24 protein-coding genes are annotated in these 25,651 nt (G+C 60.1%); 10 read left to right on the plus strand and 14 right to left on the minus strand.

Features of this window, described 5'->3' with window-relative positions; all coding sequences use genetic code 11:
* Positions 1-39: 39 nt before the first annotated feature.
* Positions 40-777, plus strand: a complete 738-nt coding sequence (gene hisA, locus BW979_RS05115; protein WP_076383348.1) for a 1-(5-phosphoribosyl)-5-[(5-phosphoribosylamino)methylideneamino]imidazole-4-carboxamide isomerase — start codon at positions 40-42, stop codon at positions 775-777.
* A gap of 9 nt (positions 778-786) precedes the next feature.
* Complete coding sequence (gene hisF / locus BW979_RS05120) at positions 787-1,557, plus strand: imidazole glycerol phosphate synthase subunit HisF (RefSeq protein ID WP_047226901.1); 771 nt, start codon at positions 787-789, stop codon at positions 1,555-1,557.
* Positions 1,558-1,586: 29 nt separating this feature from the next.
* Here hisF and BW979_RS05125 read toward each other — a convergent pair whose 3' ends face one another.
* A complete protein-coding gene (locus BW979_RS05125) occupies positions 1,587-3,098 on the minus strand; it encodes a trypsin-like serine peptidase (protein ID WP_076383349.1) in 1,512 nt (503 codons plus the stop codon).
* A gap of 216 nt (positions 3,099-3,314) precedes the next feature.
* Between BW979_RS05125 and BW979_RS05130 the strand changes: the two genes are divergently transcribed.
* Positions 3,315-4,070 (plus strand): substrate-binding periplasmic protein, encoded by a 756-nt coding sequence (locus tag BW979_RS05130; RefSeq protein WP_076383350.1) that lies wholly within the window; start codon positions 3,315-3,317, stop codon positions 4,068-4,070.
* A gap of 129 nt (positions 4,071-4,199) precedes the next feature.
* On the opposite strand, the gene BW979_RS05135 is transcribed toward BW979_RS05130, so the two are convergent.
* The 4 genes from BW979_RS05135 to gpmI form a co-directional block, all read right to left on the minus strand.
* A complete protein-coding gene (locus BW979_RS05135; RefSeq protein ID WP_076383351.1) occupies positions 4,200-4,982 on the minus strand; it encodes a divergent polysaccharide deacetylase family protein in 783 nt (260 codons plus the stop codon).
* Position 4,983: 1 nt separating this feature from the next.
* Positions 4,984-6,300, minus strand: a complete 1,317-nt coding sequence (locus BW979_RS05140) for a S41 family peptidase (protein WP_047226905.1) — start codon at positions 6,298-6,300, stop codon at positions 4,984-4,986.
* Positions 6,301-6,332: 32 nt separating this feature from the next.
* Positions 6,333-7,619: a murein hydrolase activator EnvC family protein gene (locus BW979_RS05145; protein WP_047226906.1), complete on the minus strand. Its 1,287-nt coding sequence runs from the start codon at positions 7,617-7,619 to the stop codon at positions 6,333-6,335.
* A gap of 215 nt (positions 7,620-7,834) precedes the next feature.
* Entirely contained in the window at positions 7,835-9,364 is a 1,530-nt protein-coding gene (gpmI, locus tag BW979_RS05150) for a 2,3-bisphosphoglycerate-independent phosphoglycerate mutase (protein WP_076383352.1), read from the minus strand.
* A gap of 152 nt (positions 9,365-9,516) precedes the next feature.
* On the opposite strand from gpmI, the gene BW979_RS05155 reads away from it, so the two are divergent.
* The 3 genes from BW979_RS05155 to secB are packed head-to-tail and all read left to right on the plus strand — an operon-like array spanning position 9,517 to position 10,707.
* Positions 9,517-9,930 (plus strand): rhodanese-like domain-containing protein, encoded by a 414-nt coding sequence (locus tag BW979_RS05155; RefSeq protein WP_047226908.1) that lies wholly within the window; start codon positions 9,517-9,519, stop codon positions 9,928-9,930.
* Position 9,931: 1 nt separating this feature from the next.
* The gene (gene grxC, locus BW979_RS05160) at positions 9,932-10,186 is read left to right on the plus strand and encodes a glutaredoxin 3 (RefSeq protein WP_047226909.1); all 255 of its coding nucleotides are present in this window, start codon (positions 9,932-9,934) and stop codon (positions 10,184-10,186) included.
* 38 nt (positions 10,187-10,224) lie between these two features.
* Positions 10,225-10,707 (plus strand): protein-export chaperone SecB, encoded by a 483-nt coding sequence (secB, locus tag BW979_RS05165; RefSeq protein ID WP_047226910.1) that lies wholly within the window; start codon positions 10,225-10,227, stop codon positions 10,705-10,707.
* Between the two features lie 139 nt (positions 10,708-10,846).
* On the opposite strand, the gene trmL is transcribed toward secB, so the two are convergent.
* Positions 10,847-11,302, minus strand: coding sequence for a tRNA (uridine(34)/cytosine(34)/5-carboxymethylaminomethyluridine(34)-2'-O)-methyltransferase TrmL (trmL, locus tag BW979_RS05170; RefSeq protein WP_047226911.1), 456 nt, complete (start codon positions 11,300-11,302; stop codon positions 10,847-10,849).
* On the opposite strand from trmL, the gene BW979_RS05175 reads away from it, so the two are divergent.
* Positions 11,301-11,741: a hypothetical protein gene (locus BW979_RS05175; RefSeq protein ID WP_076383353.1), complete on the plus strand. Its 441-nt coding sequence runs from the start codon at positions 11,301-11,303 to the stop codon at positions 11,739-11,741. The two genes, trmL and BW979_RS05175, sit on opposite strands and share 2 nt — an antisense overlap.
* A gap of 203 nt (positions 11,742-11,944) precedes the next feature.
* Here BW979_RS05175 and BW979_RS27385 read toward each other — a convergent pair whose 3' ends face one another.
* The 7 genes from BW979_RS27385 to glnA all read right to left on the minus strand — a co-directional run bounded on the left by BW979_RS27385 (position 11,945) and on the right by glnA (position 18,454).
* Positions 11,945-12,124 (minus strand): hypothetical protein, encoded by a 180-nt coding sequence (locus tag BW979_RS27385; protein WP_155417166.1) that lies wholly within the window; start codon positions 12,122-12,124, stop codon positions 11,945-11,947.
* Between the two features lie 121 nt (positions 12,125-12,245).
* On the minus strand, positions 12,246-13,682 hold the full coding sequence (ntrC, locus tag BW979_RS05180; RefSeq protein ID WP_047226913.1) for a nitrogen regulation protein NR(I): 1,437 nt from the start codon (positions 13,680-13,682) through the stop codon (positions 12,246-12,248).
* On the minus strand, positions 13,679-14,764 hold the full coding sequence (gene glnL / locus BW979_RS05185) for a nitrogen regulation protein NR(II) (protein WP_047226914.1): 1,086 nt from the start codon (positions 14,762-14,764) through the stop codon (positions 13,679-13,681). Before glnL ends, ntrC begins: the two co-directional genes overlap by 4 nt.
* Positions 14,765-14,995: 231 nt before the next feature.
* Positions 14,996-15,619, minus strand: a complete 624-nt coding sequence (locus BW979_RS05190; RefSeq protein WP_047226915.1) for a DUF4124 domain-containing protein — start codon at positions 15,617-15,619, stop codon at positions 14,996-14,998.
* Positions 15,616-16,134: a DUF4124 domain-containing protein gene (locus BW979_RS05195; protein ID WP_047226964.1), complete on the minus strand. Its 519-nt coding sequence runs from the start codon at positions 16,132-16,134 to the stop codon at positions 15,616-15,618. Before BW979_RS05195 ends, BW979_RS05190 begins: the two co-directional genes overlap by 4 nt.
* Before the next feature lie 233 nt (positions 16,135-16,367).
* The gene (locus BW979_RS05200) at positions 16,368-16,925 is read right to left on the minus strand and encodes a chorismate mutase (RefSeq protein ID WP_047226916.1); all 558 of its coding nucleotides are present in this window, start codon (positions 16,923-16,925) and stop codon (positions 16,368-16,370) included.
* Positions 16,926-17,047: 122 nt separating this feature from the next.
* A complete protein-coding gene (gene glnA / locus BW979_RS05205; RefSeq protein ID WP_014336114.1) occupies positions 17,048-18,454 on the minus strand; it encodes a type I glutamate--ammonia ligase in 1,407 nt (468 codons plus the stop codon).
* Between the two features lie 328 nt (positions 18,455-18,782).
* Here glnA and thiI point away from each other — a divergent pair, with 328 nt between their 5' ends.
* A complete protein-coding gene (thiI, locus tag BW979_RS05215) occupies positions 18,783-20,237 on the plus strand; it encodes a tRNA uracil 4-sulfurtransferase ThiI (protein ID WP_047226917.1) in 1,455 nt (484 codons plus the stop codon).
* 138 nt (positions 20,238-20,375) lie between these two features.
* Complete coding sequence (gene typA / locus BW979_RS05220) at positions 20,376-22,196, plus strand: translational GTPase TypA (protein WP_047226918.1); 1,821 nt, start codon at positions 20,376-20,378, stop codon at positions 22,194-22,196.
* 225 nt (positions 22,197-22,421) lie between these two features.
* Here typA and BW979_RS05225 read toward each other — a convergent pair whose 3' ends face one another.
* The gene (locus BW979_RS05225) at positions 22,422-22,859 is read right to left on the minus strand and encodes a YkgJ family cysteine cluster protein (protein WP_047226919.1); all 438 of its coding nucleotides are present in this window, start codon (positions 22,857-22,859) and stop codon (positions 22,422-22,424) included.
* Positions 22,860-23,113: 254 nt separating this feature from the next.
* On the opposite strand from BW979_RS05225, the gene BW979_RS05230 reads away from it, so the two are divergent.
* On the plus strand, positions 23,114-25,564 hold the full coding sequence (locus BW979_RS05230) for a glycogen/starch/alpha-glucan phosphorylase (RefSeq protein WP_076383354.1): 2,451 nt from the start codon (positions 23,114-23,116) through the stop codon (positions 25,562-25,564).
* Positions 25,565-25,651: the final 87 nt, after the last annotated feature.

Consider the following 25,651-nt stretch of genomic DNA (forward strand, 5'->3'; position numbering starts at 1 on the left):
CCGAGTCAAGCTGAACATTCGAATTTGAAGGTTTGCCAGATGCTGATTATCCCCGCTATCGATCTCAAGGACGGCGCTTGCGTACGTCTGCGTCAGGGCCGGATGGAAGACTCCACGGTGTTCTCCGATGACCCGGTGAGCATGGCCGCCAAGTGGGTGGAGGGCGGCTGCCGTCGCCTGCATCTGGTTGACCTGAACGGTGCCTTCGAAGGGCAGCCGGTGAACGGCGAAGTGGTCACGGCCATTGCCAAGCGCTACCCGAACCTGCCGATCCAGATCGGCGGCGGTATCCGCTCGCTGGAAACCATCGAACACTACGTCAAGGCTGGCGTGAGCTATGTGATCATCGGCACCAAGGCGGTGAAAGACCCGGCGTTTGTCGCTGAGGCTTGCCGCGCCTTCCCAGGCAAGGTCATCGTTGGCCTCGATGCCAAGGACGGTTTCGTCGCCACTGACGGTTGGGCTGAAGTCAGCACCGTGCAGGTGATTGACCTGGCCAAGCGTTTCGAGGCCGACGGGGTGTCTGCCATCGTCTACACCGACATCGCCAAAGACGGCATGATGCAGGGCTGCAACGTTCCGTTCACCGCCGCCCTGGCCGCCGCTACGAAGATTCCGGTGATCGCCTCCGGCGGCATCCATAACCTGGGCGACATCAAGGCGCTGCTCGACGCCAAGGCGCCAAGCATCATCGGCGCGATCACCGGTCGCGCGATCTACGAAGGCACGCTGGATGTCGCTGAGGCCCAGGCCTTCTGCGATTCCTACAAAGGCTGAGGACTGACCATGGCGCTGGCCAAACGCATCATCCCTTGCCTGGACGTGGACAACGGCCGGGTGGTCAAGGGCGTCAAGTTCGAGAACATCCGCGACGCCGGCGACCCGGTGGAAATCGCCCGTCGCTATGACGAGCAGGGCGCGGACGAGATTACCTTTCTCGACATCACGGCCAGCGTCGACGGCCGCGATACCACGCTGCATACCGTCGAGCGCATGGCCAGCCAGGTGTTCATCCCGCTGACCGTGGGCGGTGGCGTGCGCACCGTGCAGGACATCCGCAACCTGCTCAACGCCGGTGCGGACAAGGTGTCGATCAACACCGCCGCGGTGTTCAACCCGGAATTCGTCGGCGAAGCGGCCCAGCGTTTTGGTTCGCAGTGCATTGTCGTGGCCATCGATGCCAAGAAAGTGTCCGGCCCGGGCGAAACCCCGCGCTGGGAGATCTTCACCCACGGTGGGCGCAAACCCACCGGCCTGGACGCCGTGGAATGGGCGAAGAAGATGGAAGGCCTGGGGGCCGGTGAGATCTTGCTGACCAGCATGGACCAGGACGGCATGAAAAACGGTTTCGACCTGGGCGTCACCCGCGCCATCAGCGATGCCTTGGGCATTCCGGTCATCGCCTCCGGCGGCGTCGGCAACCTGCAGCACCTGGCCGATGGCATCCTTGAAGGCCATGCCAGTGCGGTATTGGCGGCGAGCATTTTCCACTTCGGCGAATACACCGTGCCGGAAGCCAAGGCTTACATGGCGCAGCGCGGAATCGTCATTCGATAAGCGGGCACAACCGAGCCCCGATGCTCACCTCAGGGGGCGACGGGGGTTGCGTTTTGCGCCCCTGTCGCAGGGCTCAGTACGTCAATCCTCGGCTCGGATGCCTGGCCTGATTTGTCGTAGGCGATTGTGCAGAATTTCAGCGGCAGTTCTGCATCTGGAAACCAGAAATCCATATAGGTGTGGGTCAGATACTGCTCATCCCTTGAGCAATCTGTGGTGTCCAGCGGGCCAAATTTGACGGCGTAGGTCCGGTACTCGCTACCGCGTGCCAGCTCCACGCCGACTCCGCTGCTGATCGACAAATCGGGCTGCGCCGTTGGCGTGTCATCAAGGACTTCCACCACAAGGGACAGCCCATTTTTGATGAGTCCGATCTGCGCTCCTTGAGTCGCGGAATCAACGCCAAGAATGCAAAGGAAATAGAAACCGGGCTGGGCGCCGATCTCGCTGTTGATAAACGCGTCGTTAGAACTTATTGCGTCGCTGTAGTAATGGCCACTTTCGCAGTCCTTCGCAGTGCGCACGGTCTTGTGGCGATAAAAAGCGGTGCTGATGGAGAAATGGTAATCCCATGTCGGAATTTCCATCGTCCCGTCATCCCGTTTTTTGAGCCTCTTGTACCTTGCGGGCTCGTTGGCATCAGCACTCACGGTAAACGCTGGATAAAGCGGACAAGAGGAAGTTGCCTCATTGGCAATGTGGCCTTGTACAAAGCATCCGTTGAGAAAGATCGTCGGGTTCCCATAAACGTTTTTGGGAATGGCCTTATAGACATCCCCAACCCGCGTACAGGGTGCATGTTCGTCGCATGGAGCGAAACCGGCCGCCAGGTTACCGGTGCCTATTACGCCTATTATCTCGTTGGAGTGACGATCAAGAATCGGCCCCCCTGAACTGCCGCCGGCTATATCCTGACAGCGCGTCATCACGTTGTTTCGCCATACCCATGGGCCTTCCACTATTTCCCGAGCAGGCTGCAAAGTGCAGGCAGCCATGCGCAATGTGGCTTTGTCGAAACCCAGCGGGGCACTCACGATCAGCACATCGGTCCCGTCGGCAGGCTTTTGCCGGGCCAGTTCCAGGGGCTGTATACCTTCCTCAATGAGTTTCTGAAGGCTGACGTCCAATTCTATGATCGCCAGATCAACGCCTTGCATACTGCGCCATGCCACCTTTTTCAGCGCGTAGGTTTTGAATAATCCGGTGTCGGCGAAGTAATCGAACTGCATGACCCCGCTGACCGGTTTATCCGTCACGATGTTGCCGTTGCCTTTTTCGATACAGTGTCCTGAAGTGAGTACATAGGCGGGTGTTGGTTGGGGTACCGAGGCATCCTGAGTGTCGAGAAGCGTCGCGGTACAAGAGCCGTCGATAAACAGGCGTCCGACGCCCCGCCAGTGGTTGTGTGATCCATCCGCGTTTTCAAGAACCTTTGAGGCCGTAAAATTTTGCATGCCTTCGCCAAAGTCCTGGCTGTGGGCGATACCCTGCAAACTCAGCGAGCAGAGCAGGCCGGTCAGCAGAAAGGAGATCGATTTCATCGAGTAGTACCTTTGGTTAGTTGAATGAAAACCGGCAGTGGCCGGTGTTCTCCAATTAATCAGGTAGGGGCTGACGGTTGGCGGTAAATAGTTACCTCAACGGTGAGAGTGCTCTTTTATATTTTGAGTCGTTGAGCCGCCTGGGCAGCAAAGGGCTGTGGACATGCTCGCAGGCCCGAGGCACTCTTGGGCACGCCATGGATTCGGGTAGCAGACATGTTCAGACGCATTCTTTTGGTTATTGCCAGTGCCTCTTTGTTGTTCGTCAACGGGGCACAAGCTCAAGATCGCCGTGACGTCGGCCTGGTGTTGCTGACGGAAAACTTCCCGCCCTACAACATGGCCAAGAATGGCAAAAACTTCGCTCAGGACGAGAACATCAATGGCATCGCGGTGGATATTGTCCGCGAGATATTCAAACGTGCCGATATCAGCTACAGCCTGACACTGCGTTTCCCGTGGGAGCGAATTTATAAACTGGCCCTGGATAATCCCGGCTACGGCGTGTTTGTCACGGCGCGATTGCCCGAGCGTGAAAAACTCTTCAAATGGGTCGGCCCGATTGGCCCGGACGACTGGATCATGCTCGCCAAGGCCGACAGCAAGATTTCCCTGGACTCGTTGGAGCAGGCGCGTCAATACAGGATCGGGGCTTACAAGGGTGACGCGATTGCCGAGACCTTGGCCAAGCAAGGGCTGAACCCGATTGTCGTGTTGCGCGATCAGGACAACGCCAGGAAGCTGGTCAATGGTCAAATCGATCTGTGGGCCACCGGGGATCCGGCCGGGCGCTATCTGGCGCGTGAGGAAGGGGTGAGCGATCTCAAGACCGTGCTACGGTTCAACAGTGCCGAGTTGTACCTGGCGTTGAACAAAAACGTGCCCGACGACGTGGTCGCCCGCCTTCAAGCGGCCCTGGATGAACTGCGCAAGGAAGGTGCGGTGGACGCGATCATGGCGCGGTATCTCTGAAGACTGCGCCACCGCCATCGCGAGCAGGCTCGCTCCCACACTGGATCTGCGGTGGGCACATGACTTGCGAACAACCCGAGACCCTGTGGGAGCGAGCCTGCTCGCGATAGCGGCGGCGCGGTTTAACCGCTACCGATAAACCCCATCTTTGCCATGCCCAGCCATCGCCCGATTGCTGCGCAAGCTGATCATCGACTTGATGTCGATCCATTCGATGCCCTGGGCCTTGAGCCTGGGCAGTTCGCGTTCGAGCACGGCCAGGGTCTGCGGATAGGGATGGCCGATCATCACCGCAGAGCCCTGCTGGCGAGCCAGCTCTATGGCGACCTGAAGCTGATGGGCGATGGCCGCTTCGGTGCGCTCATCGTCCAGGAACACATCACGTGACACGCTGGCGAGGCCGATTTTTTGCGCCTCGGCGGCGGCGACTGTCTGGGCGCTGGTGCGGCTGTCGACAAAGAACTTGTGTCGCTGCTGCAAGTTCGCCATCAACCACGCCATGGCCCGCGGCTGGGAAGTCATGCGGCTACCCATGTGGTTATTGATCCCGCTGGTGAAGGGCACGGCGGCGAATGCGGCGTCGAGGCGTTTTCCCAACTCTTCAAGGGGCAGTTCCGGATGCCAGGCGAACGGCCCGGTGGCCGGGTCCATGGGCATGTGCAGCATGACGACCTTGCCGGCGCGATGGGCTTCGCGGGCGAGTTCGGCAGCGTGTGGCGTATCGGGCATGATCGCCGCAGTGACCGGGCCGGGCAGGGCCAGCACGCGGCGATCCCGAGGCAGGTTCTGCCCCAGGTCATCGATGATCAGGCTCAGGTAGGCCTTGTGCGGTGCCGGTGCCGGTGTGGCGGGCGCGGCAAAGGCCGCGCCAGCCAGGCAGCACACCAGGCCCAGGATGAAGCGCAGGCCCATCTCAGCGGCCGGAGGTGATGTTCAGTCCTTTGAGCAGGCTCAGGGCCTGAGCCAACTGATAGTCATCATCCTGCGGCATGGGCTTGGCCTTGGCGCCGGAACCGGTCGGTTTGTCGGCGCCGCCGTTGCCATTGCCCAAGTGACCCTGCAAGTCAGCTTCCTTGAAGTACTCGCTGTCCTGCTCGCTGGTGATCTTGGCCTTGCGCACCTCGATGTCCGGGACGATGCCCTGGGCCTGGATGGATCGGCCGTTAGGGGTGTAGTACAGCGCAGTAGTGATCTTCAGGGCGCGGTCATTGTTGAGCGGCAAGACGGTCTGCACCGAGCCTTTGCCAAAACTGGTGGTGCCCATGACGACACCGCGTTTCTGGTCCTGCAGGGCGCCGGCGACGATTTCCGATGCCGAAGCGCTGCCACCGTTGATCAGTACCACCAGCGGCACGGCTTCGCTCAGGTCGTTGCCGGTGGCCGAAAAGCGCAGCTCGGAATTGGCGATGCGGCCCTTGGTGTAGACGATCAGGCCCTTGGTGATGAAATGGTCCACCACCTCCACGGCCGATTGCAGCACGCCGCCGGGGTTGTTACGCAGGTCCAGGACCATGCCGTTGAGCTTCTTGCCGTTGTCCTTGCGCAGCTTGGCCAGGGCCTTGGCGACTTCTTCGCCGGTCTTGACCTGGAACTGGGTGATGCGGATGTAGCCGTAGCCCGACTCCAGCAACTGGCTCTTCACGCTTTTGACCTGGATGATCGCGCGGGTCAGGGTCACGTCGAACGGCGTGCCGCCATCGCGCACCAGGGTCAGGGTAATCTTCTGGCCGATCTTGCCGCGCATCTTGTCCACGGCTTCGGTCATGCTCTGGCCGCGAGTCGGCTGGCCGTTGATCTTGACGATGAAGTCACCGGCCTGGATGCCGGCCTTGGAAGCAGGCGTGTCGTCGATGGGCGAAACCACTTTGACGAAGCCGTCTTCGCTGCCGACCTCGATGCCCAGGCCGCCGAACTCGCCGCTGGTGCTTTCCTGCAGCTCGGCGAAATCTTCCGGCCCCAGGTAGGCCGAGTGGGGGTCAAGGTTGCTGAGCATGCCCTTGATGGCGTTCTCCAGCAGCAGCTTGTCGTCCACCGGTTCCACGTAGGCGGCCTTGATCCGGTCCATGACTTCGGCAAAGGTGCGCAGTTCGTCCAGCGGCAGCGGGGCCTTGGTGGTCGCGGCCGTAGCGGCGGTCGACGAGGGGGCCGGTTCAGCGGCGAACGCCAGGGGCGCACCGATCACCAGGGCGATCGTCAGGGCCAGCGAGGTGAGGCGGGACAAATGCAGCATGTCGAACGAACTCCTGAGTTGGATGGGCGCGCTTATCCTTGCGCACGACACCATTGGGTCGGGTCACTGGGGCGACCCTGCTGACGAATAGCGAAATACAGCGCTGGCGTATCCTGCCCGCCACTGTTACCAACCGTAGAGATGGACTCGCCGGCCTTGACTACATCGCCGGCCGCCTTGAGCAGCGTCTGGTTATGGCCGTACAGGCTCAAATAGCCGTTACCATGATCCAGGATCACCAGCAGGCCGGCGCCGCGAAGCCAGTCGGCGAACACCACACGACCGCCATGCACGGCATGCACCTGGCTGCCGGCAGTGGCGCTGATCATCACGCCGTCCCATTTGGTGCGGGTATCATCGCCGCGGGTTTGGCCGAAGCGTGCAAGCAATCGACCATTGACCGGCCATGGAAGTTTGCCCCGTGCCGAAGCAAAGGCGCCGCCGAAGGTTTCACCCCCTGCCGAAACCAGGGGGCCAGGGCTTGATCGGGCAGGTTTGCGCGGTGCATCGCTGGCGTCGGCCTGGGCCTCACGCAAGCGCTTTTTTTCGGCTTCCTGCTGGGCGATCAGCGCCTTCTGGCGCGCTTCTTCCGCCTCTCGAGCCTGGCGTGCCAGGGTTTCTTCGATGGTCTTCAAGACTTTTGCCAGTTGAGCCTGGTCCTGCTCGCGAGCCTTGAGCTTGCTGTCGCGGGCCTTCACGTCCTCATTGAGCTTGGCCAGGGCGACCTGACGCTCCTTGCGAACCTTCTCGAGTTCTTCGCGCTGGGTGTCGAGGCTGCTTTTCTGCACCAGCAACTGGGCCTGCTGCAATTCAATCTCTTTTTCGACATTGGCCAGCTGGCGCAGGGTTTCGTTAAAGCTCTTGAGTTGCTCCAGGCGTGCCTGGCTCAGGTAATCGTAGTACGTGAGTGTGCGAGCGAATTTCTCGGGGTTCTGCTGGTTGAGCAACAGCTTGAGGTACTCCTGACGGCCGTTCTGGTAGGCCGCGCGGGCCTGGATGGCGATCAGCTTTTGCTGTTCAGTGCGCGCGCTCTGGAGTTTTTTTTTCTCCGTATCGAGTCGCTGCAACTCGGATTCACTTTTCTTCAGCTCTTGTTGCAGGGCGTCGACCTGCTTTTCCAGCTTGCCCATCTCGGTCTCGGTACCGCGCAGATCTTTCTGCACGCCGGACTTCTCTTCCTGCAACTTGCCCAGCAGCTTTTTCAGCTCGGCAATGTCCTGACGCGTGGCGTCCAACTGCTGTTGGGTTTGTGCGCGCTCGTCAGCGAAGGCCGGTTGGAGCAGGCAGGTCAGAGCGAGGGCTATCAGAACGCGAAGCATAGAGGCGGGCGACACCAGGGAAAGGGACGGCCTAGTATGCCCGCCCCACGCTGCAAAAAAAACGCCCATTTGGGGCTGTGTGATAACTGGCCCAAAAAACACCTTGACCCTGTGGGAGCGAGCCTGCTCGCGATGAGGCCATAACATCCAACATAGATGTTGACTGTAATACCGCTATCGCGAGCAGGCTCGCTCCCACATTGGTAAGTGTTGGGTCAGACCAGGATCGACGTCCCGGTCATCTCCGCCGGCTTCTCCATCCCCAGCAACATCAGCATCGTCGGCGCCACGTCAGCCAGTACGCCGCCATCGCGGACCTTGAAGTCACGCTTGCCGACATAGATGAATGGCACCGGCTCGGTGGTGTGGGCGGTGTGGGCCTGGCCGGTGGACTCGTCGGACATCTGCTCGACATTCCCATGGTCGGCGGTGATCAGCGCTTCACCGCCGACTTTTTCCAGCGCCTCGACGATGCGCCCGACGCAGGTGTCCAGGCATTCCACCGCTTTGACCGCGGCGTCGAACACCCCGCTGTGGCCGACCATGTCGCCGTTGGCGTAGTTGACCACGATCACGTCGTAGCGCTGGTGCTCGATGGCATCGACGATGCGGTCGGTGACCTCCGGTGCGCTCATCTCCGGTTGCAGGTCATAGGTGGCGACTTTCGGCGACGGGATCAGGATGCGTTCTTCGCCGGGGAAGGGCTCTTCACGGCCACCGGAGAAGAAGAACGTCACGTGGGCATACTTCTCGGTTTCAGCGATGCGCAGTTGGGTCTTGCCGTTCTTCGCCAGGTAGTCGCCCAGCACGTTTTCCAGGCTGCCGGCGGCGAAGGCCGACGGCGCGGGGATGCTGGCGGCGTATTGGGTCAGCATCACGAAGCCGGCCAGTTTCGGCTGGCGGGCGCGTTCGAACTCCTTGAAATCGTCTTCGACAAACACGCGGGTCAGCTCGCGGGCACGGTCGGCGCGGAAGTTCATGAACACCACGGCATCGCCGTCCTCGACTTTGACCGGTTCACCGATGGTGGTGGCCTTGACGAATTCGTCGCTTTCACCCCGCTCGTAGGCGGCTTGCAGGCCTTCCTGGGCCGTGGCGGCGTTGAACTCGGCGTTGCCGTCGACGATGAGGTTGTAGGCCTGGGACACCCGGTCCCAGCGGTTATCGCGGTCCATGGCGTAGTAACGGCCGACGATGCTGGCGATACGGCCCTTGCCGAGAGCCTGGAAGGTGCTGTCGAGCAGTTCGATCGACGAAGTGGCGCTTTTTGGTGGAGTGTCGCGGCCATCGAGGAACGCGTGCAGGTAGATTTTTTCGGCACCGCGCTTGAAGGCCAGTTCGGCCATGGCGATCAGGTGGTCCTGATGGCTGTGCACGCCGCCATCGGACAGCAGACCCATGAAGTGCACGGCTTTGCCAGCAGCTACGGCTTTATCCACAGCAGCGCAGATGGTCGGGTTTTCAAAGAATTCGCCGTCGCGGATCGCTTTGGTCACGCGGGTGAAGTCCTGATACACCACGCGGCCCGCGCCGAGGTTCATGTGGCCGACTTCGGAGTTGCCCATCTGTCCGTCGGGCAGGCCGACGTCCATGCCGCTGCCGGAGATCAGGCCGTTCGGCACGGTGGCCCACAGACGGTCCAGCACAGGCTTGCGGGCCGCGTACACGGCATTGGATTCGTGGCTGTCACTGTGACCGAAGCCGTCGAGAATCATCAGGACCAAAGGTTTAGGCGTGGTAGTCATGGAATCCACTCGTGGCTGATTAAAAGAAGGCGATGGAAAAGGGACGGGCAGTTTAAAGGTAAGTTCCGGTGCCGTCACCGCCGGGCGGGGTTTGGCCGGCCTTGTGTGCTGTGTATACTGGCCGACATTTTAACGCCCTGGAACCTCCTTCGATGGTTGCTCACCTGATTGAATTTGCCACTAACCACTACCTTCTCGTCGGTATCTTCGTCGTACTGCTGGCGTTGCTGGTTGCCCATACGATGCAGGGCGGCGGTCGCAGCCTCAGTACTGGCGAGCTGACGGCACTGGTCAACAAGGACACCGGCGTGGTGGTAGACATCCGCCCGAGCAAGGATTTCGCCGCTGGTCACATTGTCGGCGCGGTGAACATTCCCCAGGACAAACTGATCGCTCGTATCGGTGAACTGGAAAAACACAAGGCCAAGACGCTGATCCTGGTGGATGCTCAGGGCCAGCACGCAGGTACTCATGCCCGCGAGCTGATGAAGTCCGGCTTTACCGCCGCCAAACTGTCCGGTGGCGTTGCAAGCTGGAAAGCCGACAATCTGCCCCTGGTGAAGTGATATGACCCACGTTGTTGTCTATTCCAGCGATTACTGCCCCTATTGCTCCCGAGCCAAGTTCCTGCTCAAGAACAAAGGTGTGGCTTTCGAAGAGATCAAGGTCGACGGCAAGCCGCAACTGCGCGCCGAAATGACTCAAAAGGCCGGACGTACCTCCGTGCCGCAGATCTGGATCGGCAGCACCCACGTGGGCGGTTGCGATGATCTGTTTGCCCTGGATCGCGCCGGCAAGCTCGATGCGATGCTCAAGGCCTGAATTCCCCACTAAGAACCTGAAAGTAAGAAGGATCTGCGATGACTGACCAACAGAACACAGCTGCCAGCGAAGAAGAAACCGCACCGCAATTCTCCTTGCAGCGTATTTATGTGCGTGACCTGTCCTTCGAAGCCCCGAAAAGCCCGGCGATCTTTCGCCAGCAGTGGGAGCCGAGCGTAGGCCTGGACCTGAACACTCGCCAGAAAGCCCTGGAAGATGATTTCCACGAAGTGGTGCTGACCCTGTCGGTGACCGTGAAGAACGGTGACGAAGTGGCGTTCATTGCCGAAGTGCAGCAAGCCGGGATCTTCCTGATCAAGAACCTGGATGCCGCTTCGATGAGCCACACCCTGGGTGCCTTCTGCCCCAACATCCTGTTCCCGTACGCCCGCGAAACCCTGGACAGCCTGGTGACCCGCGGTTCGTTCCCGGCCCTGATGCTGGCCCCGGTGAACTTCGATGCCCTGTACGCGCAAGAACTGCAGCGCATGCAGCAAGAAGGCGCCGCGACCGTTCAGTAAGCGGTATCGCGGCTGTAGCACAAGGTATAAACCTGTGGGAGCGAGCCTGCTCGCGATAGCGTCATGTCAGTCAGTATTAAGTTGACTGGTACAGCGCTATCGCGAGCAGGCTCGCTCCCACAGAAGTTTCTGGCCAGGGTTACCGGAAACCGTTCTGCCGCCAGGCCTCGTAAACGGCCACTGCCACGGTGTTGGACAGGTTCAGGCTGCGACAGCCTTCGCGCATCGGCAGGCGCAGACGCTGGTCGGCGGGCAGGGCGTCCAGTACCTCGGCCGGCAGGCCACGGCTTTCCGGGCCGAACAGGAACGCATCGCCCGCGACGAAGCTGGCATCATGGAATGGCCTCGACCCCTTGGTGGTGAAGGCAAACAAGCGCGGATGCCCCAGGCTCTCCAGACAGCTGGCGAGATCGGCATGGCGTTGCAGGGTGGCATACTCGTGGTAGTCGAGACCGGCACGGCGCAGGCGCTTGTCGTCCATCTCGAAGCCCAGTGGTTCGATCAGATGCAGGTGGCAGCCGCTGTTGGCGCACAGCCTGATGACGTTGCCGGTGTTCGGCGGAATTTCCGGTTGAAAAAGGATGACGTGAAACATGCACGGCTCCGCAGATAAAGATGAGCGGCATTCTACGCCGCAAACCGATCAGCGTTCGAAGCTATTACCTCGAGTGATGGGGTCTTTGGCGATCTTCGGTCTGATGGTCGGCCTGATGATCGGTCGCCTGACCACGCCCGAGCCGAGCGTGCTGCAACAGGTCGAAGTGATCGACGGGACGCTGGTGGCCTGGTTCAACAACGAGCCCAAGCTGCACGGGGAAATCATCGACGGCTCAGTGGCGCTGTTGCTCCAGGCAGAGGGCCGTCCGCAGAAGGGCCAGCTCAAACTCAATGGCAAGGACGTGAACTGGCGGGTGCGTTTGAGTGACAAAGGGTTGTTGCTGACGCTGGTGGCGGCGCGTCCATTGCGGGGGGAGTGGGCCGGTAGCGAGGTCGATGACCGCTGGCGGCTGGAGATCCGTCTCCAAGAGCAATAAAAGAGGGAATCCCCGGCCTGCCTGTACCAAGGTCCCCAAACGGGAGGGGCTTGCGTTAAACGCGCAGCCCCGGGTGTAAAGAAGGGAAACCTTGACCTGCCTGTATCAAGGCCCCCAAAACAGTGGGCTCGATGAGCCCGATGTAAAATGGGGAATCCCCGGCCTGCCTGTACCAAGGTCCCCGAAACTGGGTAGTGATTGAGTTATTGCAGGGGGCGTGCCAGTTTTAAATGGCTTGTCACAAAAAATCTGCTGATGATGCGCAAAGCCCCGTATTTCGGGGCTTTTGCTTTTGTTTGTGCGGTTTCTTCGAGTTGGGCTGATTGGTTTTGACGGGTGGGCGCATGTGCCATTGCGGTTCTCAGTGCATCGATGCGGTGCATCAAGCCTTCAAAAGCATCGCGAGCAGGCTCGCTCCCACAAGATAGTCGCGACACCGCAACCTTTGTGGGAGCGAGCCTGCTCGCGATTGGCCTTCAAGATCAGTGAAGGGCTAAAGGCTGCTCAGCCCTCATCCCCCTCATCATCATCCCCGCCATCAACCTTCATCCCCAATTCCTTGATCTTGCGGGTCAAGGTATTGCGGCCCCAGCCCAGCAGCACCGCGGCGTCGCGACGGCGGCCGGCGGTGTGCTTGAGGGCGGTCTCGATCATGATGCGTTCGAAACTCGGTACGGCGCTGTCCAGCAGGTTCGATTGGCCGCGGGCCAGGGCCTGGTCGGCCCACTGGCGCAGGGCCTGTTCCCAGTTGGTCACCGGGGCCGAGTCCTGCGGCAGGCTGAGCAGCTCCGGTGGAAGATCGCTGATGTGCACTTCGCGACCGGACGCCATCACCGTGATCCAGCGGCAGGTGTTCTCCAGCTGGCGCACGTTGCCGGGCCACGGCAGGTTCTTGAGGTATTCCTCGGTTTCGCTCTTGAGCAGTTTGGGCTCTACCGCCAGCTCCTGGGCCGCGCGGCTGAGGAAGTGCCGGGCCAGGGTCGGGATGTCTTCGCGACGGTCCGCCAGGCGCGGGATATGAATGCGGATCACATTCAGGCGATGGAACAAGTCTTCACGGAATTTTCCAGCGTGGACCAGGGTTTCCAGGTTCTGGTGGGTCGCGGCGATGATGCGTACATCGACCTTGACCGGTGTATGGCCGCCCACCCGATAGAACTCGCCGTCCGCCAGCACGCGCAACAGCCGGGTCTGGGTGTCAGCCGGCATGTCGCCGATTTCGTCGAGGAACAAGGTGCCGCCGTCGGCTTGTTCGAAGCGCCCGCGCCGCAGGTTGGCGGCGCCGGTGAACGCGCCTTTCTCGTGACCGAACAGCTCGGACTCCATCAGGTCCTTGGGGATCGCCGCCATGTTCAGCGCAATGAACGGTGAGGCCGCCCGTGGACTGTGGCGGTGCAGGGCATGGGCGACCAGTTCTTTACCGGTGCCCGATTCGCCGTTGATCAACACGGTGATGTTGGAGTGGCTCAAACGCCCAATGGCGCGAAACACTTCCTGCATTGCCGGCGCTTCACCGATGATTTCCGGGGTGCGCGCCAGCGCAGGCACCTCTTCCATGCCCTGTTGCTCCTGGGCGTGCTGGTTGGCGCGCTTGACCAGTGACACGGCCTCATCGACGTCGAAGGGCTTGGGCAGGTATTCGAAGGCGCCGCCCTGGTAGGACGCCACAGCGCTGTCCAGGTCCGAATGGGCGGTCATGATGATCACCGGCAGCCGTGGGTGCTGCTCGCGAATCCGCGCCAGCAGGTCCAGACCGCTAGCGCCGGGCATGCGGATGTCGGAGATGATGACGTCCGGTTGCTGACGGGCCAGGCGGCTCATCACTCCGTCGGCGCTGTCGAAGCTCTGGGTGGTCATGCCTTCCTGTTGCAAGGCTTTTTCCAGGACCCAACGGATAGAACGGTCGTCATCGACGATCCACACGGTTTCACTACGGCTCATGTCGATGTGGCTCCTTGTTCCAGTGGCAGGAAGATCGAAAAGGTGGTGTGGCCGGGATGGCTCTCACATTCGATCAAGCCCTGATGCTGACTGATGATGTTTTGGGTAATGGACAGGCCCAGCCCGGTACCGTCAGGGCGGCCGCTGACCATGGGAAAGAAGATGGTTTCCTGCAACTCCGCGGGAATGCCCGGGCCGTTGTCGATGATTTCGATCTTGGTCACCAGGCGATGACGCACATGGCCGATGGTGAACTGGCGCATGGCGCGGGTGCGCAGGCTGATGCGGCCCAGGCGCAGCTCGTTCTGGCTGCTGATGGCCTGCATGGCGTTGCGCACGATGTTCAGCACCGCCTGGATCATCTGCTCGCGATCGATCAAAACATCGGGAATGCTCGGGTCGTAGTCGCGCACCAAGGTGATGCACCCCTGGCTCTCGGCTTCCACCAGGCTGCTGACGCGCTCCAGCACTTCGTGAACGTTGCACATCGCCAGGGACGGCAACTTGTTGGAGCCGAGCATGCGATCCACAAGATTGCGCAAGCGGTCGGCTTCTTCAATGATGACGTTGGTGTAGTCCTTGAGACTTTCTTCGGGCAGCTCCCGGGCCAACAGTTGCGCCGCGCCGCGAATCCCGCCGAGGGGGTTCTTGATCTCATGGGCCAGGCCGCGCACCAGCATCTTGCTGGTTTCCTGCTTGGACAACTGAGCCTCTTCCTTGGTGATGCGCAGCAGGCGATCACGGGGATGCACCTCCAGCAGCAACAGCGTGGCACCGTTGTTCAGGATCGGTGTTACCGCGTAATCCACGGTCAGTGTCTGGCCGGTCAGGGCGGTGAGCATCGCTTCGCGCTTGGTGAACGGGTGCGCCTGTTCCACTGCCTGGCGCAAGGAGTTGAGCGCCTCGGCCGATTCGGTGAACAGCTCGCTGATGAACTGCCCGTGGCTGCGCTGGCCGCTGACGGCCAGCAGCATCTCTGCCGCCGGGTTCATGTACTCGAGCCGCAGTTCGGCATCGAGCAGGATGGTTGCGGTGGTGAGGTTATCGAGTAGCAAGCGGTGTAGTGCGTCGCTAATGGTCATCAGGACCTCTTTTGGAGCGTAAGCAAGCACGCGTATGACGCGCCGATACAAGGAAAATGCAAAAACCAAACCAAGGCTCCGAAAAGAAGCGTTTAGAGCCTCAAACGAACCTTTTTCGCCCGATTGCGTGGCGTTCTGCCAGCTTTTTCGGGTACTTTCGAACCAAAATGGGCTGGAATTTGAGTAGGGTGCAGACACTTGCACCAATATAGTGCGCCATCCAGGCGGGCGTTAGAAGAACGGCAGGATGCTGCTTTGCTCTTCTGCGGGCTTGTCGGTGAGGGGGCATTCGGGACGCTGGCCGTAGTCGGCGGTGGCGCAGGGTTTGATGCGGCGTTTCTGCGCCAGGGAAATGCGCTGCATGTGGAAGGGCTGGTTGGCGGTACGTTCGACGATGCGGCCCTGCTCATCGAGAATCTCTACCGCCAGATGATGGCTGCCCCGATCAATGTTGCTCAGCGCGAACACTGGGCTGGGTCCCGGTTCGCCTGTGGGGTTGCCATCCAGTAGCAGGCGGTAGCGGTGGCCTTTTTGCAAACCGGGTTCGCTGGTGACCGTGACGATCAGTTCCCCCGCTGTGCTGCGTATCGTGGCATCCGGTTCAGGGATCAACAGTCGCAGCATTTCGTAACGGAACATGGGATCGGGCTTTTTTTCAGGCGCCGACGCCGAGGCTGCGCCGGAGGGCGGTGTCGCCATCCGGTTGGCGGGCGGCAGTTGGACTTTCTGGGCGTTGCCGGGACGCGGTTGATCGGTGAAGACGCGATTGCCCTGGGCATCGATGTAGGTATAGACCTGCGCTGCCCCCAGCCCCGGCAGCACGGCCAGGCACAGCACGAGCAGCCAGCGGATCATGGGCGGTGCACCCGTTGCACGGTGAAGATGACGGTTTCGCTCTGTTGCACAAGATGTTCGCCGTCGATGACCTGTACCGCCAGGCTGTGCTCGCCCCGGTCGATATTCACCAATTGCAGGCGCGGCACGTTGCTCGGCTGGCCATAGGGCTGGCCGTCCAGCAACAACCTGAACAGATGGGGGCTTTGCAGACGCGGCCGAGCCAGGACGCCAACGGTGAAGGTGCCGTTGTTGGCGCGCAGGGCCTCTTCGCTGGGGATGTCTGTCAGCTCCAGAGTTTCGTAGGCGTTGCCTGGCTCGTCCCGGTTCGCGGCGGGCGCAGCAGCGTTCGGGTTGGTCGGGGGCTGGGGTTCGACACTGTTGAGTGGCGGCAGCTCCACTGCCTGGGCCGGTATGCCATCGGGCGGCTGGTTGCTATAGGCGGTGTTACCGTCGGCGTCGGTGTATTTGTAGATCTGTGCGGCGGCTGGCAGCGCCAACAGCAACAACAGCATTCCTGGAAAGCCACGACCCATAAAATCAACCGAAAACCGAAAGTGTTGGATTGCAGCATAGGTCAGGGGAGGCGGTTGGCCCAAGTTGTTGCACGCCATCCCTTGTGGGAGCGGTGTTCACAGCCTCCAGGTTCGACACTGGACCCCTGTGGGAGCGAGCCGGCTCGCGATGACGGAGTGTCAGTCACACAAGTGGTAGATGGGCTGGCCTCATCGCGAGCAGGCTCGCTCCCACAGGGGAAAGATGTGTGGGCTCAGGATTTTGTGAGGACGCATAGCTCTGCGGTCGCCCGAACCAGCGCCATTTGCCGCAACGGGTCGTTACTGACGGTATGGGTGGCCTGGGCCAGCCATTGCGGGCATTGCGGGTCGGTGCGGTAGGGGCTGAAGTCGGCCAGTTGTTGCAGCAGGCGTTTTTGCAGTTGATCCAGTTGCGGGCGGATCTGCCCAACCAGGTCCGGGCGCGGTGCGTCCGGGGCTTTGCCTTGCAGTTGCCAGTCGGACAGATGCGCGTATTGCACCAGTTTGTTGGCTTCTATTTGTGCGGCGAAAAACGCCTCTACCGCTTCACTGCTCAGTTTGTAAGCTGGTGCCTGGGCGACGGCAGCGGCGATCACCTCGCGTTCGCGCTGGCGATCTTCCACCGGTTTGCGGCTGTCCCACTTGCTCAGAGCGACCTGATCGGCAATGGCCAGGCGCTCGCCTATGGTGCCGAGCAGTGGGGCGAGGGTGGTGGGTGCGGTGGCGGCCTGGGCGGCGGTGCCCAACAACGCGGCAGACAGAGCAAGGCAGAATGAAACGCGCGAAGTCATGGGTGATCTCGTCTTCGAATAGTGGAGGGCGCAGACAATCATGCACGTAACCTGCGCCCATAAAAAAGGCCTCCCGAAGGAGGCCTCTTTTTATTCACGCCCCGTGGGGCGACGCTACCGGATCAGCAGCTGTAGTACAGCTCATATTCCAGTGGGTGTACGAAGGTGCGAACCTTGATTTCTTCTTCGCTTTTCAGTGCGATGTAAGCGTCGATGAAGTCATCGCTGAATACGCCGCCCTTGGTCAGGAACGCACGGCCCTTGTCCAGCTCTTCCAGGGCTTCTTTCAGGCTGCCACAAACCTGTGGGATTTCCTTGGCCTCTTCAGGCGGCAGGTCATACAGGTTTTTGTCGGCGGCATCGCCAGGGTGGATCTTGTTCTGGATACCGTCCAGACCGGCCATCATCAGTGCAGCGAAGGCCAGGTACGGGTTGGCAGCCGGATCCGGGAAGCGAGCTTCGATACGGCGAGCCTTAGGGCTGTTGACGTAAGGAATACGGATCGAGGCGGAACGGTTACGAGCCGAGTAGGCCAGCATGACCGGTGCTTCGAAGCCTGGTACCAGACGCTTGTAGGAGTTGGTCGACGGGTTGGTGAAGCCGTTCAGGGCCTTACCGTGCTTGATGATACCGCCGATGAAGTACAGAGCGGTGTCCGACAGGCCGGCATAACCTTCGCCAGCGAAGGTGTTCTTGCCGTCTTTGGAGATCGACATGTGCACGTGCATGCCCGAACCGTTGTCGCCGTACAGAGGCTTCGGCATGAAGGTCGCGGTGCGGCCGTATGCATCAGCAACGTTGTGTACGCAGTACTTCAGGGTCTGGACTTCGTCAGCTTTCTTGACCAGCGTGTTGAATTTCACGCCGATTTCGTTCTGGCCGGCAGTCGCCACTTCGTGGTGGTGAACTTCGACGGTCTGGCCCATCTCTTCCAGTGCGTTGCACATGGAGGTACGGATCTCGTGGTCGAAGTCGAACGGTGGAACCGGGAAGTAGCCGCCCTTGATACCAGGACGGTGGCCTTTGTTACCGCCTTCCACGTCCTGATCGGACATCCACGAACCTTGTTCGGAGAAGATCTTGAACATGGAGCCGGAGATGTCGGACTTGAACTTGACCGAGTCGAAGATGAAGAACTCAGGCTCAGGGCCGAAGAAAGCGGTGTCGCCGATACCGGTGGACTTCAGGTATTCCTCGGCACGGTGGGCGATGGCGCGTGGGTCGCGGTCATAGCCTTGCATGGTCGAAGGTTCGATGATGTCGCAGACCAGGATCAGGGTCGGCTCTTCGGTGAACGGGTCCAGGACGGCAGTTTCGTCGTCCGGCATCAGGATCATGTCGGAGGCTTCGATGCCTTTCCAGCCAGAGATGGAGGAACCGTCGAACATCTTTCCGATTTCAAAGAATTCGTCGTCCAGCGCATCACGGGCCGGCATGGTCACGTGATGTTGAGTGCCTTTGGTGTCAGTGAAGCGCAGATCAATCCACTTGACGTCATGATCTTTGATGAGTTGAACCGACTTCGACATATGTCCTCCGGGTGGCTTCGGGCGGGTAATGGTGTGCCCTTAGATATGGGTGATGCCGGCGCGAATACTCTGCCAAGGCAACCTGCCTCACAAGGGAGCAATTTGCATGCCAGTGCCCCAGCATGGGTTTTTTGCACCAAATCCACGCTTTTATAGCCTGTATTCGCGGATTGTCGAACAATTGCGCACTGCAATGTGGCGTAACTTGCGAGAGATGACCTGTTTTGGTGCGTTGAAAACCGAGTGCACATTAACTGGTTAAACCTTGAGCAATTTCCGCTATAATCCGCGCCCCCCTTTTTCGGCTGGCCGTTCGCGCGCTGTTTTCATGAAACTAATCGTAAAAGTCTTCCCCGAGATCACCATCAAGAGCCGCCCGGTACGGATGCGTTTCATCCGCCAGTTGGCCAAGAACATCCGTGCCGTGCTCCGCGATCTGGACCCGGCTGTGGTGGTGAACGGCGTGTGGGACAACCTCGAACTGGAAACCCGCGTCAGCGAACCCAAGATTCTCAAGGAAATGACCGAGCGCCTGAGCTGCATGCCGGGCATCGCGCATTTCCTGCAGGTCGACGAATACCCGCTGGGGGATTTCGACGACATCCTCGCCAAGTGCAAGCTGCATTATGGTGATGCCCTGGCCGGCAAGATTTTCTCGGTGCGCTGCAAGCGCGCCGGCAAACACCCGTTCAGCTCGATGGACGTGGAGAGATACGTCGGCAGCCAGTTGCGCAAGCAGTGTGGCGCCGCCGGAATTTCATTGAAAGACCCGCAAATTGAAGTGCGCATCGAAATTCGCGACCAGCGGTTGTTCGTGATCCACAGTCAGCACGACAGCATTGGCGGGTATCCGCTGGGTTCGCTGGAACAGACCCTGGTGCTGATGTCCGGCGGTTTCGATTCCACGGTCGCGGCCTACCAGATCATGCGTCGCGGGCTGATGAGCCATTTCTGCTTCTTCAATCTTGGCGGGCGCGCCCATGAACTGGGCGTGATGGAAGTGGCGCACTTCATCTGGAAGAAGTATGGCAGCTCCCAACGCGTGTTATTTGTGAGCGTACCGTTCGAGGAAGTCCTGGGCGAGATTCTCGGCAAAGTCGATAACAGTCATATGGGCGTCATTTTGAAGCGTATGATGTTGCGTGCCGCGTCGAGCATCGCCGATCGGCTGCACATCGATGCGCTGGTCACCGGCGAGGCGATCTCCCAGGTGTCGAGCCAGACGCTGCCGAACCTGTCAGTGATCGACTGCGTCACCGAAAAGCTGGTGCTGCGCCCGCTGATCGCCAGCCACAAGCAGGACATCATCGACACGGCCAACGAGATCGGCACCGCCGATTTTGCCCGGCACATGCCGGAATACTGCGGGGTCATCTCGGTCAATCCGAAGACTGCGGCCAAGCGCGGGCGTGTGGAGCATGAAGAGAAAGAATTCGACATGGCGGTGCTCGAGCGTGCGCTCGAAAACGCCAGGCTGGTGCCAATCGATCGGGTGATCGATGAATTGGGCCAGGACATACAGATTGAAGAAGTCGGCGAAGCGCTGGCCGGTCAGATCATCATCGACATCCGTCACCCGGACGACGCTGAAGACGACCCGCTGAGTATCGCCGGTATCGAGGTACAAACGATGCCGTTCTATGCAGTGAACGCGCGTTTCAAGGAACTGGACCCTACTCGCCAGTACCTGTTGTATTGCGACAAAGGCGTGATGAGTCGCCTGCATGCCCACCATTTGCTCAGTGAGGGGCATGCCAATGTGCGCGTTTATCGACCGAGCTAAGTGCCCGGGGCTGTTTGCCTGTGGCCTGCGTCACCGGCCCCCCGACGCCGCCGACAGGCTGTAACGGCTTTGTCGGACTCAACGTAAATCGCTGCCACGACCTGTCAGCACACCGAATCCTCTGATCGAGATACACAAGTGATCGAAAATCTACGCAACATCGCCATCATTGCTCACGTTGACCATGGTAAGACCACCCTGGTAGACAAACTCTTGCGTCAATCCGGCACTCTGGAGCGCAACGAGCTCAACGACGAGCGCGTGATGGACTCCAACGACCAGGAAAAAGAGCGCGGTATTACCATCCTGGCGAAAAACACCGCCATCAACTGGAATGGCTACCACATCAACATCGTGGACACCCCGGGCCACGCCGACTTCGGTGGTGAAGTAGAGCGCGTAATGTCGATGGTCGACTCCGTGCTGCTGCTGGTCGATGCCCAGGACGGCCCTATGCCGCAAACCCGTTTCGTGACCAAGAAGGCTTTCGAAGCCGGCCTGCGTCCGATCGTGGTCATCAACAAGGTTGACCGTCCAGGCGCGCGTCCGGACTGGGTTCTGGACCAGATTTTCGACCTGTTCGACAACCTGGGCGCCACCGAAGAACAGCTGGACTTCAAAGTCGTCTACGCCTCGGCCCTGAACGGTATTGCCGGTCTGGACCACACCAACATGGCCGAAGATATGACCCCGCTGTACCAGTCGATCGTCGACGACGTACCTGCGCCGAAAGTCGACCGTGACGGTCCGTTCCAGATGCAAATCTCGGCCCTGGACTACAACAGCTTCCTGGGTGTGATCGGTGTTGGCCGTATCGCCCGTGGTCGCATCAAGCCGAACACGCCGGTCGTGGCTATCGACGCCGACGGCAAGAAGCGCAACGGTCGTATCCTCAAGCTGATGGGTCACCACGGCCTGCACCGTATCGACGTTGAAGAAGCAGCTGCCGGCGACATCGTCTGCATCAGCGGCTTCGAGCAACTGTTCATCTCCGACACTCTGTGCGACCCACTGAACGTCGAAGCGATGAAGCCGTTGACCGTCGATGAGCCAACCGTTTCCATGACCTTCCAGGTCAACGACTCGCCATTCTGCGGTAAAGAAGGCAAGTTCGTGACCAGCCGTAACATCAAGGAGCGTCTGGACAAGGAGCTGCTCTACAACGTGGCACTGCGCGTTGAAGAAGGTGACTCGGCCGACAAGTTCAAGGTTTCCGGCCGTGGTGAGCTGCACCTCTCGGTTCTGATCGAAACCATGCGTCGCGAAGGCTTCGAAATGGGCGTAGGTCGTCCTGAAGTGATCATCCGTATGGTTGATGGCGTCAAGCACGAACCGTACGAAAACGTGACCATCGACCTGCCGGAAGAATCCCAGGGCGCGATCATGGAACAAATGGGCCTGCGCAAAGGCGACCTGACCAACATGGTTCCGGATGGCAAGGGCCGTGTGCGCCTTGAGTACAACATCCCGGCCCGTGGCCTGATCGGTTTCCGTAACGAGTTCCTGACCCTGACCTCCGGTGGCGGCATCCTGACTTCGATCTTCGATCGTTACGACGTGATGAAGTCCGGCGACATGTCCGGCCGTCAGAACGGTGTTCTGGTATCGGTTGCGACCGGCAAGGCACTGACCTACTCGCTGGAAACCCTGCAAGCGCGCGGCAAGCTGTTCGTCGAGCACGGCCAGGACATCTACGAAGGTCAAATCGTCGGCCTCAACAGCCGTGACAACGACCTGGGCGTGAACCCGACCAAAGGCAAGAAGCTCGACAACATGCGTGCTTCGGGCAAAGACGAAACCATCGCATTGGTTCCGCCGGTCAAGTTCACCCTGGAGCAAGCGCTGGAGTTCGTGCAGGAAGACGAACTGTGCGAAGTGACGCCTAAGTCGATTCGCCTGCGTAAGAAGATCCTTGGCGAAAGCGAGCGTACCCGCGCTGCCAAGAAAAGCGGTAACTGAGTTTCGACTTAGTTAATGGCTGAAAAAAACGCCCCTGATTGTGAGATCAGGGGCGTTTTTTTATGCCTGGAGTTTGTGCGTCGCTTCTTAGGGCTCTATCGCGAGCAGGCTCGCTCCCACAGTGGATTTTCAGCGGATACAGATGTTGTGTCCGGCATCAATCCAGTGTGGGAGCGAGCCTGCTCGCGATGACAATGGTTCAGGCCCCGCTGAACCATCTGTAGATCAGAATTTGTCCAACGTCCGCGGATTACGCTCGCGCTCCACTTCCTTGGGCTTGTAGGCGCAATACCCCGGGCGCGGCCCGACCCGCGGATGGTTGCGGCAGGTATCCGGGCGCTTCTCATAAATGGTGCACAACCGGCTCTTGCGATCCAGATAAAGGCAATCGTTGTTGCTCATGCGCTGGAGCGTGAAGATTTCGGATTTCTGGTTATAGCGCTCGACGATCCCTTCCTTTTGCAGGCGCTTGGCGATGTTTTTCGGCGGGTCGCCCAGTTCGAATTCATCGACGATACCGATTCGGATCAGGTCCTTGATCTTGACCTCCACCGGCAGTGTGCAGCAGCTCGACACGCAGGAACCGCACATTGGCGCGGAGTACTTGGCCCAGGTATCGATTCGGTCGATCTCCGCGGCGGCGATCAGGTTGGGCTTCATCATCAAGGTTTACCAGCATGCATCAGGGCGCGCGATCATACCGGGACTGGTGAAATTTTGAACGACCATCTGCCGGTTTTTTTTCGAGCCCGGTAAAACTCTCCCAGGACCGGCACGGCCCCTGCATTCATTCGCCCATACGGCAATTCCCTGGCGGCGATTCTCCGTCGCCATGGAAAAACCAACGAACCTGCGCCTGTAGTGCCTGTCAGACCGTCTAGGCTCAGACAATTTCATGCTCGTTCGAGGTCTCATCAATGACTCAAGAACCACTTGTTCGCGAAGCCGAAGTGGCTGCATTTCGCGATGCCGTGTTGACCAAACTCACTTACGCCGTCGGCAAGGACCCGGATCATGCGTTTGATCACGACTGGTTCGAAGCCATTGCCCTGGCCGCCCGCGACCATATGGTCGAGCACTGGATGGACCACACGCGGCAGATTTACCGCAAGGGCCAGAAGCGCGTTTATTACCTCTCCCTGGAATTTCTCATCGGCCGCTTGCTCTATGACAGCCTGAGCAACCTCGGCCTGCTGGACACTGCGCGCGAAGCCTTGACCGAACTGGGTGTGGATCTGGAGCGCATTCGCCTGCTCGAACCCGATGCGGCGTTGGGCAACGGCGGCCTCGGCCGGTTGGCGGCATGTTTCATGGAAAGCATGTCCACCTTGGGCATTGCCGGCCATGGCTACGGCATTCGTTACGAGCACGGCCTGTTTCGCCAGGCCATCGTTGATGGCTGGCAGCAGGAGCAAACCGAACACTGGCTGGATTTCGGCAACCCCTGGGAGTTCGAGCGGCCGGAAGTGGTTTACCCGATCGGCTTCGGCGGCAGCGTCGAGACCGTGACCGACGCCTCCGGCAATACCAAGCAAGTCTGGTCTCCGGGTGAAACCGTGCGAGCCATCGCCTATGACACCCCCGTGGTGGGTTGGCGCGGTGCCAGCGTCAACACCCTGCGTCTGTGGCGCGCCCGCGCCATGGAAGAGCTGCACCTGGAACGCTTCAACGCCGGCGACCATTTGGGTGCCGTGGCGGAAGTGGCCCGGGCCGAAAGTATCTCCCGCGTGCTGTACCCGGCCGACAGTACCGAGGCGGGCCAGGAATTGCGCCTGCGCCAGGAGTATTTCTTCGTCGCCGCCTCGCTGCAGGATTTGTTGCGCCGTCATCGCAACATGCACACCTCGGTATTGACCTTGGGCGACCACGCGGCGATCCAGCTCAACGACACTCACCCGTCGATCGCCGTGGCCGAGTTGATGCGCCAATTGGTGGACGTCTACGACGTGGCCTGGGACGCCGCCTGGCAGATCACCCAGGACACGCTCTCCTACACCAACCACACGCTGCTACCCGAAGCCCTGGAAACCTGGCCAGTGGGGCTGATGGAGCGCATGTTGCCCCGACACATGCAGATCATTTACCTGATCAACGCCCAGCACATCGATGCTCTGCGGTCCAAGGGGGTGCACGATTTCGACGTGCTGCGCGCGGTGTCGCTGATCGAAGAAGACAATGGCCGCCGGGTGCGCATGGGCAACCTCGCCTTTCTCGGTTCCCACAGCGTCAACGGTGTGTCCGGGTTGCACACGCAACTGATGCGCAGCACGGTGTTCTCCGAGCTGCACAAGCTCTATCCCGAGCGGATCAACAACAAAACCAACGGCATCACGTTCCGCCGCTGGCTGTTTCAGGCCAACGCTGAACTGACCTCGATGATGGTCGATGCCCTGGGCCCGAGCGTGCTCGACAACCCCGAGGAACGCCTGATCGAGCTGGAGCCGTTCGCGGATCAACCGGCGTTCCGCAAACAGTTCGCCGAACAGCGCCTGCACAGCAAAAAGGCCTTGGCGCATCTGATTCACGAGCGTTTGGGGGTTGCCGTGAACCCGGCGGCGATGTTCGACGTGCAAGTCAAACGGATCCATGAATACAAGCGCCAGTTGCTCAACCTGATGCACACGGTGGCGCTGTACCAGGCGATCCGCGCCGAACCGGAAGTGGACTGGGTGCCACGGGTGAAAATCTTCGCTGGCAAGGCCGCCGCCAGTTATCACCAGGCCAAGCTGATCATCAAGTTGACCAACGATATCGCCCGTGTGGTGAACAACGACCCGACCGTGCGTGGCCTGCTCAAAGTGGTGTTCCTGCCCAACTACAACGTCAGCCTGGCCGAGAGCATCATCCCGGCGGCGGACCTTTCCGAGCAGATATCCACGGCCGGTTTTGAAGCGTCAGGCACCAGTAACATGAAGTTCGGTCTTAACGGTGCGCTGACTATCGGCACCATGGACGGCGCCAACGTGGAGATGCATGAGCGCGTGGGCGGTGAGCACATGTTCATTTTCGGCCTGACGGCCGAGCAGGTGGAGGCCCGCAAGCAGAACGGCGAGTTCAGTGCCGCGCCGGACATTGCCGCGTCCCATCGCCTCAACGATGTGTTGCAGGCTATTCGCGGCGGGGTGTTTTCGCCGGACGATCCGATGCGCTACACCGGGCTTGTCGATTCGCTGGTGGATTACGATCGCTTTCTGGTCTGCGCCGACTTCGACTCTTACTGGGATGCCCAGGCCAGGGTCGAAGAACGTTGGCACGACGCCCAGCACTGGTGGCGTTCGGCGGTGCTCAACACCGCGCGCATGGGCTGGTTTTCCTCCGACCGGACCATTCGGGAATACGCCACCGACATCTGGAAAGCCCTGGAGTAGCAGTTGCAGGAAATGTGAGCGAAGCCCAACGGTGGTTGGGCTTGGTCGATATACTAAGCGCCAGTTTCGCCGGGCTGTGTGGCCGGT

Source organism: Pseudomonas sp. A214, assembly GCF_900156295.1.
GTDB lineage: Bacteria > Pseudomonadota > Gammaproteobacteria > Pseudomonadales > Pseudomonadaceae > Aquipseudomonas > Aquipseudomonas rhizophila.